The sequence below is a fragment of the Micromonospora craterilacus genome (assembly GCF_003236315.1).
In the GTDB taxonomy this organism is placed as follows: Bacteria; Actinomycetota; Actinomycetes; order Mycobacteriales; family Micromonosporaceae; genus Micromonospora; species Micromonospora craterilacus.
The window spans coordinates 1-12,608 of sequence record NZ_POTY01000062.1 but is presented as its reverse complement, the minus strand read 5'-3'; the positions used below and the strand labels follow the sequence as shown (position 1 = coordinate 12,608).

The 12,608-nt window shown below is 70.6% G+C and carries 10 protein-coding genes; 7 read left to right on the top strand and 3 right to left on the bottom strand.

Annotated features, from left to right (window positions below; all coding sequences use genetic code 11):
• Window positions 1-4: 4 nt before the first annotated feature.
• From C1I95_RS12360 to C1I95_RS12345, 4 genes are read left to right on the top strand one after another with little or no spacing between them, the layout of a single operon-like run.
• On the top strand, window positions 5-1,156 hold the full coding sequence (locus tag C1I95_RS12360; protein ID WP_111213950.1) for a Gfo/Idh/MocA family protein: 1,152 nt from the start codon (window positions 5-7) through the stop codon (window positions 1,154-1,156).
• Window positions 1,153-2,319, top strand: a complete 1,167-nt coding sequence (locus C1I95_RS12355) for a dihydrodipicolinate synthase family protein (protein ID WP_111213949.1) — start codon at window positions 1,153-1,155, stop codon at window positions 2,317-2,319. Before C1I95_RS12360 ends, C1I95_RS12355 begins: the two co-directional genes overlap by 4 nt.
• Complete coding sequence (locus tag C1I95_RS12350; RefSeq protein ID WP_111213948.1) at window positions 2,316-3,155, top strand: sugar phosphate isomerase/epimerase family protein; 840 nt, start codon at window positions 2,316-2,318, stop codon at window positions 3,153-3,155. The genes C1I95_RS12355 and C1I95_RS12350 overlap by 4 nt, the downstream gene beginning before the upstream one ends.
• 1 nt (window position 3,156) lies before the next feature.
• The gene (locus C1I95_RS12345; RefSeq protein WP_111213947.1) at window positions 3,157-4,251 is read left to right on the top strand and encodes a glycerate kinase; all 1,095 of its coding nucleotides are present in this window, start codon (window positions 3,157-3,159) and stop codon (window positions 4,249-4,251) included.
• 112 nt (window positions 4,252-4,363) lie between these two features.
• Here the strand turns inward: C1I95_RS12345 and C1I95_RS12340 are convergent, their stop codons facing one another.
• Window positions 4,364-4,915, bottom strand: a complete 552-nt coding sequence (locus C1I95_RS12340; protein WP_111213946.1) for a winged helix-turn-helix domain-containing protein — start codon at window positions 4,913-4,915, stop codon at window positions 4,364-4,366.
• 333 nt (window positions 4,916-5,248) lie between these two features.
• Here C1I95_RS12340 and C1I95_RS12335 point away from each other — a divergent pair, with 333 nt between their 5' ends.
• The gene (locus tag C1I95_RS12335) at window positions 5,249-9,625 is read left to right on the top strand and encodes a S8 family serine peptidase (RefSeq protein ID WP_233513630.1); all 4,377 of its coding nucleotides are present in this window, start codon (window positions 5,249-5,251) and stop codon (window positions 9,623-9,625) included.
• Window positions 9,626-9,746: 121 nt separating this feature from the next.
• Here the strand turns inward: C1I95_RS12335 and C1I95_RS12330 are convergent, their stop codons facing one another.
• The gene (locus C1I95_RS12330; RefSeq protein ID WP_111213944.1) at window positions 9,747-10,259 is read right to left on the bottom strand and encodes a winged helix-turn-helix domain-containing protein; all 513 of its coding nucleotides are present in this window, start codon (window positions 10,257-10,259) and stop codon (window positions 9,747-9,749) included.
• 248 nt (window positions 10,260-10,507) lie between these two features.
• Here C1I95_RS12330 and C1I95_RS12325 point away from each other — a divergent pair, with 248 nt between their 5' ends.
• Window positions 10,508-10,975: a VOC family protein gene (locus C1I95_RS12325; RefSeq protein ID WP_111213943.1), complete on the top strand. Its 468-nt coding sequence runs from the start codon at window positions 10,508-10,510 to the stop codon at window positions 10,973-10,975.
• Between the two features lie 101 nt (window positions 10,976-11,076).
• On the top strand, window positions 11,077-11,652 hold the full coding sequence (locus tag C1I95_RS12320) for a Dps family protein (RefSeq protein WP_111213942.1): 576 nt from the start codon (window positions 11,077-11,079) through the stop codon (window positions 11,650-11,652).
• Window positions 11,653-11,859: 207 nt separating this feature from the next.
• Here the strand turns inward: C1I95_RS12320 and C1I95_RS12315 are convergent.
• Window positions 11,860-12,608 (bottom strand): FadR/GntR family transcriptional regulator (locus tag C1I95_RS12315; protein ID WP_199523719.1); only part of this gene is annotated, 749 nt, incomplete at its 5' end.

Here is a 12,608-nt window from a genome sequence, read left to right as displayed (position 1 = left end):
CACAGTGGAGCGTACGTCAATCGGTATCGTCCTCAACGGCGTGACCGGGCGGATGGGGTACCGGCAGCACCTCGTCCGCTCCCTGCTCGCCATCCGGGAACAGGGCGGCCTGCTTGCCCGCGACGGCAGCCGGATCTGGCCGGAGCTGACGCTCGTCGGCCGCAACGAGGCCAAACTCGCCGAGATCGCCGACCGGCACGGGCTCACGTCGTACACCACGGACCTGGCGGCCGCCCTCGCCGACCCGTCCCACCAGATCTACTTCGACGCCCAGGTCACCGCCCAGCGCGAGAAGGCGATTCGGGCGGCGATCGAGGCCGGCAAGCACGTCTACACGGAGAAGCCGCTCGCCGAGGACGTCGCCGGGTCGCTGGACCTGGCCCGCCTAGCCGCCGAAAAGGGCATCAAGAACGGTGTCGTCCAGGACAAGCTGTTCCTGCCCGGCCTGCGCAAGCTCAAGCGGCTCGTCGACAGCGGGTTCTTCGGCCGGATCCTGTCGGTGCGCGGCGAGTTCGGCTACTGGGTGTTCGAGGGCGACTGGCAGGTCGCGCAGCGGCCGAGCTGGAACTACCGGGCCGAGGACGGTGGCGGCATCATCGTCGACATGTTCCCGCACTGGCACTACGTGCTGGAGCAGATCTTCGCGCCGGTGACGTCCGTGACCGCCCACATCGCCACCCACATCCCCGAGCGCGTCGACGAGACCGGCCAGATCTACAAGGCCACCGCCGACGACGCCGCGTACGGGATCTTCGAGCTGGCCGGCGGCATCGTCGCCCAGATCAACTCCTCCTGGACGGTCCGGGTCAACCGCGACGAGCTGGTCGAGTTCCAGGTCGACGGGACCCATGGCAGCGCCGTCGCCGGGCTGCGCGAGTGCCGCATCCAGCACCGCGGCACCACGCCGATGCCGGTGTGGAACCCGGACCTGCCGGTTACCGAGGACTTCCGATCGCAGTGGCAGACCGTGCCCGACAACGAGCCCTTCGACAACGGCTTCAAGGTGCAGTGGGAGGCCTTCCTGCGGCACGTCGTCGACGGCGAGCCGTTCCCGTGGGACTTCCTGGCCGGCGTGCGTGGTGTCCAGCTCGCCGAACTGGGCCTGCAGTCGGCGCGCGAGGGACGGCGTGTCGAGGTCGAGGAGCTGAGCCTGTGACCGCGACCGTCTCGCTGCCACTCGCTGATGGCACGACCGAGCGGGTCACGCTGCGGGAGCCGGGGGGCTGGCTGCGGCCGGCCGCCCCGGCGGCCAGCCGGATCGCCTACGCCGCCGCCCACGTCGTGGCCGACCCGTACACCGACAACGCGCCCGGGCAGCCGGCCCGACTCGACTGGGAGGCCACCCTTTCGGTGCGGCGCAACCTCTGGTCCTGGGGGCTGGGGGTCGCCGAGGCGATGGACACGGCGCAGCGCGGCATGGGACTGGACTGGGCCGCCACCCAGGAGCTGATCCGTCGCAGCGCCGCCGAGGCGGCCGCGTGCGGTGGGCGCATCGTGGCCGGCGCCGCTACCGACCAACTGCCGGCGACGGTCGGTAGTCTCGACGAAATCGTGGCCGCGTACGCCGAGCAGGTCGCCTTCGTCCAGGACGCCGGGGCGACGCCCGTCGTGATGGCCAGTCGCCAGTTGGCGGCGCTCGCTGCCGGACCGGACGACTATCTGCGGGTGTACGAGCAGATTCTTTCCCAGGTCACCACACCGGTGGTACTGCACTGGCTCGGCGACATGTTCGACCCGGCGCTCGCCGGCTACTGGGGCTCGCGCGACCTCGACGAGGCCACCAAGACGTTCGTGTCGCTGGTCAGCGCCCACGCCGGAGTCGTCGACGGGGTCAAGGTGTCCCTCCTGGACGCCGAGCGGGAAGTCCAGCTGCGCGAACTGCTGCCGCCGACGGTACGGGTCTACACCGGCGACGATTTCAACTACCCCGAGCTGATCCGGGGCGACGGCCAGCGGTCCAGCCACGCGCTGCTCGGCGCGTTCGCGGCCATCGCCCCGGCGGCGTCCGCCGCGCTCCAGCGGCTCGACGCCGGCGACGAGACGGGGTTCCTGTCAATCCTGGAGCCCACCGTGCCGCTGTCGCGGCACATCTTCTCCGCACCGACGCAGTACTACAAGACCGGCATTGCGTTCCTGGCCTGGCTCAACGGCTTCCAGCCCGGGTTCACGATGGTCGGTGGCCTGCACAGCGGCCGAAGCGTGCCGCACCTGGTCCAGACATTCCGCCTGGCCGACGCGGCCGGCCTGCTGCTCGACCCCGAGCTGGCCGCCGAGCGGATGCGGCAGTACCTGTCGGTTGCCGGGGTGGTGATCGCATGACCACCTCCGATCCTCGTCTGGCGACGCTGTCCCTCAACCAGATGACGACCAGGTCGTGGTCCGTACCGGAGGCCGTGGCGGGCTGCGTCAGAGCCGGCATCCCGGCGATCGGCCTGTGGCGCGAACCAGTCGCCGAGATCGGCGTCGCGGCGGCGGCGAAGGCCGTCGCCGACGCCGGACTGCGCGTGTCGTCACTGTGCCGTGGTGGATTCCTCACCGCGTCCGGTGACGCGGGTCGCGCGGCGCTCGACGACAACCGGCGCGCCATCGACGAAGCGGCGGGTCTCGGTACCGACTGCCTCGTGCTGGTCGTCGGCGGCCTGCCGGGCGGGTCCCGGGACCTGCCCGGCGCGCGGCAGCGGGTGGCGGACGCGGTGGCCGAACTCGCGCCGTACGCGGGCGAGCGTGGAGTGCGGCTGGCCCTCGAACCGCTGCACCCGATGTACTGTGCCGACCGGGCCGTCCTGTCCACCCTCGGGCAGGCGCTCGACCTCGCCGAGCGGTTCCCGGTCGAGCAGGTCGGTGTCGTCGTCGACACGTTCCACATCTGGTGGGATCCCGACGTGTGGGCGCAGATCGCCAGGGCCGGTGCCCGGATCGCGAGCTTCCAGGTGTGCGACTTCCTGACTCCGCTACCGGCCGACGTACTGCTCGGGCGCGGCATGATGGGCGATGGCCACATCGAGTTCGCGCCGTTCCGGCGGGCGGTCGAGGCAGCCGGATACACCGGCGACACCGAGGTCGAGATCTTCAACGCCGACGTGTGGGCGACCGACCCCGACCAGGTCCTGGCCACCATGAAGCAGCGGTACGTCGACCTGGTGCTCGAAGGCTGACATGCGGGTCGTCATCGCGCCCGACTCGTTCAAGGGCAGCCTCGCCGCCGGCGAGGCTGCCCGCGCGCTCGCTCGGGGCTGGCTGGCCCGGCGGCCGGCCGACGGGGTACGTCAGCTACCCCTCGCCGACGGTGGCGAGGGAACGATCGACGCCTTCGCCACCGCGCTGCCGCAGGCCAGGCGGATGACCGAGACGGTGTGCGGCCCCGACGGGCGCACGGTGGACGCCGGCTGGCTGCTGCTGTCGGACGGGTCGGCCGTCCTCGAACTCGCCCAGTCAAGCGGCCTGCCCCTGATGCGCACCCCAGATCCGCTCGGCGCGCACACCTGCGGGCTCGGCGCGGTGATGCGTGCCGCGGTGGACGCCGGTGCCACTCGGCTGGTCGTCGGGCTTGGTGGCTCGGCGTCGACCGACGGTGGCACCGGCGCGCTGCGCGCGCTGGGCCTGCGGCTGTTGGATTCCGCCGGCCGCGACCTGCCGCCCGGCGGCGCGGCACTGGTCGACCTCGCCCGGATCGACGTCGGTGGACTGATTCCCCCGCCGCCCGGTGGGATCGATTTGCTGGTCGACGTGACCGCGCCGCTGGCCGGACCGACCGGCGCCGCTGCCACATACGGTCCCCAGAAGGGCGCGCAGCCCGACGACGTCGACGTGCTGGACCGGGCGCTACGCCGGTTGGCCCAGGTGCTCGGGGGCCGGCCCGACGAGCCGGGGTCCGGCGCGGCTGGTGGTACGGCGTACGGCCTGGCCGCTGTCTGGGGTGCGCGCATTCTGCCGGGGGCCCGGACGATATCTGCGCTCGTCGGGATGCCGGCCGCGCTCGCCGGCGCCGACATCGTCGTCACCGGGGAGGGGCGCTTCGACCAGACCTCGCTGACCGGCAAGGTCGTCGGGTCGCTGCTCGATCAGGCCGGGACGGTCGGTGTGCAGGTCGGCGTCGTCGCCGGCCAACTGACCGGCCCGGTGCCCCGGTCGGTGTCGGATGCCATCTCGCTCGCGGATCTGGCCGGATCGGTCGCGGCCGCACTCGACGACCCGACCAGATGGCTGGTCGAGGCCGGCGGTGTGATGGCCCAGCGACTGGCCGGGGACTGATCCCGGTTGGCGACGGCGCGGGCTGGCGACCTGCCGGACGAGCCTGGCAACCGTGCCACGGGCGCTGGCCCGCTCCGGCGTCCCAGGCACCGGGTTGCCCAAATCAGGCAGGTCACGCGCCACGGACCTTGGGCCGCTGGTGGTCGGTCAGCTGGAATCCGACCCCCCGTACCGCGTCGATGCTGACACCGGTGCCGAGTTCGGTGAGCTTGCGCCGCAGTCGCTTGACCAGGGACTGTACGTCGGCCCGGCGCTGCCGCCCCTCGTCCCGCCAGACCGACCGGTGCAGCTCGGCGTAGCTCCAGACCCGGACCGGCTCGGCGGTCAGGCAGATCAGCAGGTCGTGTTCGAGTCGGGTCAGGCTGACCGTCCGGTCCCGACAGCGAGCGATGGACCGGGCCGAGTCGATCAGCAGTGTGTCGGCCACCGGGGGCGGCTCGTCGAGCGCCGGCGCGGACGACGCCCCGGGAGGTGGCGGCGGCGCCACGATCAGCCTGCGCAGCTCGTCGAGGTCGGCGACCAGCAGCAGGGGCGCGATGCCGTCGAGGCGCTCGGCGAGCCAGATCCGCTCGGCCGGCGAGGCCGTCACCGCTATCAACAGGGGAAACAGTTCCTCGGCCGGGTCGGACCCACCCGGCGCGGTGCTCTGGTCATCCTCGGCCATGGCGCCCACCCGGAGACGGTGGGCAATATCTGCCCAGGTTCGCTGCGGTCGTGACGAAAATTGTCAAGCTGGTCGCCATGCCGGCAACTCTTAGTGACATGTTGCTGACGTCATGTGCTTGATCGTCCTTTCAGCCCGGCCATAGTGTCCAGACGGGTAGCCAGCGTGACCCGCGCGGCACCTGAGGGGCATGGGGTTTCGTCCGTACATCCCGTCATTTCCGGAAGCGAATCTCCCGCACCCTTCGTCACAGTCGATCAACCCTGGATCGTTCTGGAGGAGGCAGCACCCATGCTGGAACGTCGAAACAGAAGGCGCACAGCCAGATCCCTGGTGAGCGCCGGCGCGGCCTTGGTCCTCGCCGCGACAGGTTTGGCCGCGACCAGCGCCGGTGCGCAGGCCGCGTCTGCCGGGGCAGGAGCAGGCGCAGCCTCCCCATCGGACAAGATACGCCCGGAGCTGACAAAACAGCTCCAGGCCGAGCGGGAGGGCGACTTCTGGATCCGGTTCAACGACAAGGCGGACCTGGGCCAGGCCAGTGCGATCAAGGACTGGGCGAAGCGAGGCACCGCGGTCGCGGACGCGTTGAAGAAGACCGCCGCGGACAGCCAGTCGAAGATCCGGGCTGAGCTCGACGCCGCGAGCGTGAAGTACCAGACGTTCTGGGCCACCAACGCCATCAAGGTGAGCGACGGCTCGCTGACGATGGCGCAGAACATCGCCGCCCACGCCGAGGTCGAGGGCCTGTACGCCCCGATCGCCTACAAGGTGCCCGAGGTCACCAAGGGCACCGACGAGAAGGCGGTGAACGCGGTCGAGTGGGGCATCGCGAACATCAACGCTGACGACGTCTGGTCCCAGTACGGCGTCACGGGTGCGGGCATCACGGTGGCGAACATCGACACCGGCGTCCAGTTCAACCACCCGGCACTGGTCAACTCGTACCGCGGCAACAACGGTGACGGCACCTTCGACCACAACTACAACTGGTTCAACGCCGCCGGGACCTGCGCCGCCGCGCCCTGCGACAGCAACGGCCACGGCACCCACACCATGGGCACGATGGCCGGCTCCGACGGTGCGAACCAGATCGGCGTCGCGCCCGGGGTCAAGTGGATCGCGGCCAACGGCTGCTGTCCCTCCGACGCCGCACTGATCTCCTCCGGCCAGTGGATGCTCGAGCCGAGGGACCTCAACGGCCAGAACCCGGACGCCAGCAAGCGGCCGAACATCATCAACAACTCGTGGGGAACCACGCTGCCCTCCAACGACCCGTTCATGGAGGACGTGACGCTCGCCTGGACCGCGTCGGGCATCTTCGGGGTCTGGTCCAACGGCAACAGCGGTCCCGCGTGCCAGACCAGTGGCTCCCCGGGCAGCCTGACCAGCAACTACTCCGCCGGCGCGTACGACATCAACAACAACATCGCCAGCTTCTCCGCCCGCGGCGCGGGACAGGGCGGCACGATCAAGCCCAACATCTCGGCGCCCGGGGTGAACGTGCGGTCGAGCCTCCCGGGCAGTAGCTACGGCACCGCGAACGGCACCTCGATGGCCGCTCCGCACCTGGCCGGCGCGATCGCGCTGTTGTGGTCGGCGGCACCGGCACTGGTCGGTGACGTCAACGCGACCCGCACGCTGCTGAACACCACCGCGGTCGACAAGGCCGACGCCCAGTGCGGCGGCACCGCGAGCAACAACAACGTGTACGGCGAGGGCCGGCTGGACGTGCTCGCGCTGCTCAACGCCGCCCCGATCGGTGACACCGGCACCCTGGCCGGCACGATCACCGATGCCGCCACCGGTGCCCCGATCGCGGGTGCCACGGTGGCGCTGACCGGCCCGGCGGACCGCCAGCTGACCACCGGGGCCGACGGGAAGTACTCCTCGCTCCTGCCGGTCGGCGGCTACCAGGTCGCCGTGACGGCGTTCGGCTATGCGAGCAGGACCGTGTCGGCGACCATCAACAAGGACGCGACCACGACGACCAACGTCGCGCTGACCGCGGTGCCGAGCGTCACCGTCAGCGGAACGGTCACCGACGGCTCCGGCCACGGCTGGCCGCTCTACGCGAAGGTCAGCGTCGAGGGTGGCTCCGGCGTGTCCGACTACACCACTCCCGCCAACGGCCGGTACAGCATGAAGCTCCCGGCCGGGACGACGTACACCCTGAAGATCGAGCCGCAGTACCCGGGCTATCAGACGGTGACCCGGGAGGTCGTGGTCGGCTCGAGCGACGTCACGAGCGACGTCGCCGTACGGGTGGCGGCCAACGCCTGCACCACCGCACCCGGATACCGGTACGGCTCCGACGGTGTGTACGAGACCTTCGACGGCAGCACCACGCCGGCCGGCTGGTCCTTGGTGGACCACCTGGGCAACGGGCAGGTCTGGAGGTTCACCGACAACGGTAACCGCGGCAACCTGACCGGCGGCACCGGCAACTTCGCCATCATCGACAGCGACAACTACGGCAGCGGCCAGCGGCAGGACAGCTCGCTGGTCAGCCCGGTCGTCGACCTGACCGACGTCGCCACCCCGGTGATCCGGTTCAACCAGGACTTCCGGCACCTGGGCGCCGCCCACCGGGCCGACGTCGACCTCAGCCTCGACGGCGGCACCACCTGGACCAACGTGCTACGGCAGTCGACGAACGTCCGCGGCCCACTGGTGACCGAGGTCCCGATCCCGCAGGCCGCGGGCAACGCCCAGACCCGGGTCCGGTTCCACTACTACGACGCCGCCTGGGCCTGGTGGTGGCAGGTCGACAATGTGCTGATCGGCAGCGAGGTCAGCTGCAAGCCGGTCGACGGCGGCCTGGTCCTCGGCCACGTCCGCGACAGGAACGACGACGGCTACGTCAACGGCGCCACCGTCACCAGCGACGACCGGCCGGCCGAGAAGGCCACCTCCGCAGCGACCCCGGACGACCCCGACCTGCCGGACGGCTTCTTCTGGATGTTCTCGTCGCTGACGGACACCCACAAGTTCACCGCGACCGCCGGCAAGTACGTCAGCCAGAGCAAGCAGGTCGACGTCCGGGCGCACGCGGCGACGGCGGTGGAGTTCCAGCTCGCGGCGGGCCGGCTGTCGGTTCAGCCGGACCAGGTGAGCGGCACGGTCCAGATGCCCTCCGGCAAGGTCAACAGGACGTTCACCGTGACCAACACCGGCGGGGCTCCGGTCGACGTCGAGTTCGGTGAGCGGGACGGCGGGTTCGAGCTGCTCCGGGCCGACGGGTCCCGGATCAACCAGCAGCACGTCCTCAACTCCAGCGGCGCGCCGGAGCAGCGGCTCACGGTTCCGACCTCGTTCGCCGCGGCGGCGTCCGGAAAGGCCGAGACGGCGACCTCCGCCGCGGTCGGCCCGCAGGCCGAGCCCTGGACGAACATCGCCAACTACCCGGCGAACGTGATGGACAACCGGGTGGTGAACCTGGACGGCAAGGTCTACTCGATCGGCGGCGGCAACGGATCGGCCTCCACGGCGAAGAACTACGTCTACGACCCGATCGCGCAGAACTGGGCGCCGATCGCCGACCTTCCTGGTGCGCGCAACGCCATGACGGTGGGCGTCGTGGACGGGAAGATCCTCGCGAGCGGCGGCTGGGCGGCGGCCGGTCCGGACGCCACCACCTGGTCGTACGACCCGGCGGCCAACTCGTGGACGAGGAAGGCCGACAACCCCGCGCCGCGCTCGGCTGCCGGGCAGGCGGTCGTCGACGGCAAGCTGTACGCGATCGGTGGCTGCACCACGGCGTCCTGCACGCCGATGTCGAACAGCGTCGTCCGGTACGACCCGGGCGGCGACCGGTGGGAGACGCTGCCCAACTACCCGAGGTCGGTGGCCTTCGCCGCCTGCGGCGGGATCGACGGCGTCGTCTACTGCACCGGTGGTAACGACGGGTCCGTGGCGCTGAAGGCCAGCTACGCCTTCGACCCGGGCGACGACAGCTGGACCGCCGTCGCGGACGCGCCGGTCGACAGCTGGGCCAGCTCGTTCGCCGTCGCGAACGGCAAGCTCCTGGTCGTCGGCGGGGTGCAGGCCGGAGCCGTCACGAACGCCGGCTTCAGCTACGACCCGGCCACCAGCGCCTGGTCCAACCTGCCGAACGCCAACACGGCGCGGTACCGCGGTGCTGCGGCGTGCGGCTTCTACAAGGTCGGCGGCTCGTCCGGCAGCTTCAACGCGACCCCGGACAGCGAGGTGCTACCCGGTCTCGAGGAGTGTGCCGAGCGGCCCGCCGACGTCAGTTGGATGACCATCGACAAGACGGCGGTCACGCTGGCACCGGGCCAGAAGGTCACGGTCACCGTCGGGATGACCGCGAGCGTCGACCAGCCGGGTACCTACAACGGCCTGGTCTCGATCAAGCAGAACACGCCGTACACGGTGCAGCCGGTCGTGGTGACGATGAACGTGCAGCCGCCCAAGTCGTGGGGCAAGCTGACGGGCACGGTCACCGGGACCAGCTGCCAGGGGGCGAGCGCACCGATCGCCGATGCGCTCGTGCAGGTCGACTCGAAGCGGCTGTCGTGGTCGTTCGCGACCGACGCCGAGGGCAGGTACGCCTACTGGCTCGACAGCCAACACAACCCGCTGACGATCATCGTCGCAAAGGAGGGCTGGAAGCCCCAGACCCGCAAGACGTCGATCGGCGGTGGCACCCCGAAGGTGGAGAACTTCGCGCTCTCCCCGGTCCGCTGTTGACAGCTGACCGTTAGTTGACAGGTCCGGCCCGCCTGGTCTCCGACCCGGCGGGCCGGACTCACTCTCGCCGGCCGCGGCAGCGCGGCCGCCGGCCGCGGCAGCGCGGCCTCAGCGGCGTTGGTCAGGCCGCGGCGAGGCGGAAGCCGACCCCGCGGACCGCCTGGATCGTCGCGGTGGCGTCCAGCCGGGCGAGCTTGCGTCGTACTCGCCGCACCACCGAGTGCATGTGCGAACCGCGGCCGAGGTGCTGGTTGCCCCAAACCTCAACGTGCAGCCGTTCGTACGTCCAGACCTGTCCGGGCGCGCCGACCAGGCACAACAGGACGTCGTGCTCCAGCGGCGTCAGCTCGATCTCGCGGTCCAGCCAGTGCAGCACCCGTCGGTCGGAGTCGATCCTCAGGGTGGCGGGTGGCCGGTCGTCGTCCGACACCGTCGCGTCGATCACCGTCTCGACCGGCGGGGCCACCATCGCGGCCGGGCCCGCCGCGGCCGCGTCGAGGAACTTGCGGGCCTGCTCGGCGCTGGAGACGATCAGGAAGGCCTCGGTCCCGCCCAGCAGCTGGGCCAGCTGCCGGCGCTCGGCCGGCGAGGAGCCGATGCCGATGGCCAAGGACGGTGCCGGGACATCCGTCATCCGCCACCCCCTCCGCTGGCTTCTGCCGATCTTGTCGCGATGATCCGCCGTATGCAATAGAAAACTGCAAGTTTATTGATGCATGAGGAAGTGGCGCGACCACCACGGCCGGCGGATAGTAGACCGACGGCGGGCCGTACTGGGCCGGGACCGGCAGGTCGGCCGGCACGCCGCAGAGCGGCACGGCGCCGCGGGTGTGCGGGCGCCGTCAGCGGGTACGCCCCGGCTTTCGACTTCGGGAGGCGGGGATGACCGACGAAGCGCCGGACTACTTCCAGCCAGCGGGCGGGATGGTGCTCACCCATCTGCTGATCGTGCGGGACGTGGACCGCTCGCGGGACTTCTACCGGCAGGTGCTGGGCGCGACCGTGGTGCGCGAACGCCAGCCGGCGATCCTGCGCTTCCACAACAGCTACATCGTGATCAACGACGAGGGCGGCCCCACCGACGACAAGCCGACCGTGCGGGCCCTGGCGCCGCCGGACCCGGACACGCTCAGCGGCGCGATCAACATCCGGGTCACCGACGTGCACGCGGTCTACGACCAGTGGCGGGCGCGCGGCGGGGAGTTTCTGACCGAGCCCAAGGACCACGGTGTGGAGATCCGCTGCTACCTGCGGGACCCGGACGGTTACCTGATCGAGGTGGGACAGGCGACCGGGATCCTCGCCGAGCAGGGCCGTACCGCCGCCGGGCCGGACCAAGCCGCGGCCTGACGAGCCGCGGCCTGACTAGCCACCGCCTGACGAGCCACCGCCTGGGCGGATGCGGTCCGGGCCGCCGCCTTCAGCATTCACCGACACCCGAGGAGGACAGCATGACCCAGCAGAAGCAGCGGTCGGACAGCCAGCCCCGGCTGCACCAGCACGGCCGCGAGATCCAGGCGTTCGGCACCGTCCGGCAGTTGCCGGTCGCCCTGTCGTACGACACGCGAATGTACTCGTGCGAGCGGCTGAACCGGGTTCTCGCCGACACCCGCATCCTGCACTCGCTGTACAAGAAACACCACTGGCTCATGCGGGGGCCGACCTTCTACCAACTGCACCTGCTGCTCGACAAGCACGCGGACGAACAGCTCGAACTGGTCGACATGGTCGCCGAGCGGATCCAGACGCTGGGCGGGATCGCCGTGGGGGACCCGCGGCACGTGGCCGAGCTGACCCGGGTACCGCGCCCGCCCGACGGCGCCGAGGAGGTGCCGGCGATGCTGTCGCGCCTGCTGGAGGCGCACGAGACGATCCTCACCGACGCGCACGACGCCGCAGCCCGGGTGGTCGAGATGGGCGACGACGGCAGCAACGACATGCTGGTCTCGAACATCATCCGGACCAACGAACTACAGACCTGGTTCATCGCCGAACACCTCGTCGACACGCCGATCGTGTCGGTTTGATGTTCTTCCTGCCCTGACGGGTAGGGATCCCTCCGCGCTGCGCGCGGTACTGCGTGCGGCGTCTGGGTGGATTCCTGCTTTCCGAGGCCAAGGTCGTGCTCGATCCCGGATCGAGTGGTCTTCTCACGCCTGGGAGACCACTCGATGCCGGATCGAGCGCGACCTTTGTCTGTCGGTCGTCCGACCAGGCGCGTGGCGACGGGAGGCTCAGGCCGGATGCGGCTCGGTGGTGTGCTTCTGCTCCCAGATCGAGGACATCTCTTCGAACGCGTGTTCCATGATCTGCACCATGGCCCGGCGCGCGCCCTCGCCGTCGCCCCGCTGGATCGACTGGGCGACGTCCGCGTGTAGCTGGAGTGCCTGCTCGTGCGGGTGGTGTGGCATGAGGTGGTAGTGGTGGCGGCCGATGAGCACCTCGGCGACCAGGGTCTGCAGCTTGACGAACATCTCGTTGCCGGAGGCGCGGAGCACCCGCTGGTGGAACTCGATGTCGAGAGCGAGGAAACGCTCCTCGTCGCCGGCCTTGCCGGCGGCCCACATCTTGGCGGCGAGGCCGACCAGTTCGCTGGCCTCGTCGTGGTCGACCCGCTGGGCAGCGAGCAGGGCGGCGTGCGGTTCCACGGCGGTGCGCAGCTCGGTGATCGAGCGGATCTGGGCGATGCGGCCGGTCGAGGCCAGCCGCCAGCGGATCACCTGGGGATCGAAGACGTTCCAGTCGTTGGCTGGACGGATCATGACGCCGACCCGCCGGCGGGTCTCGATGAATCCCATCGACGCGAGCACCCGGAGGACCTCGCGGATCACCGAGCGGGACACCGCGTAGCGGTCGACCAGCTCGTCGATGTTGAGCACGGCTCCGGCCGTCAGGTCGCCGCCGCAGATGGCGGTGCCGAGGTGGTCGAGGACGCGGCCGTGCAGCCCGGCCTCGGCGGGGGCGGACTGGGCGGGTGCAACCC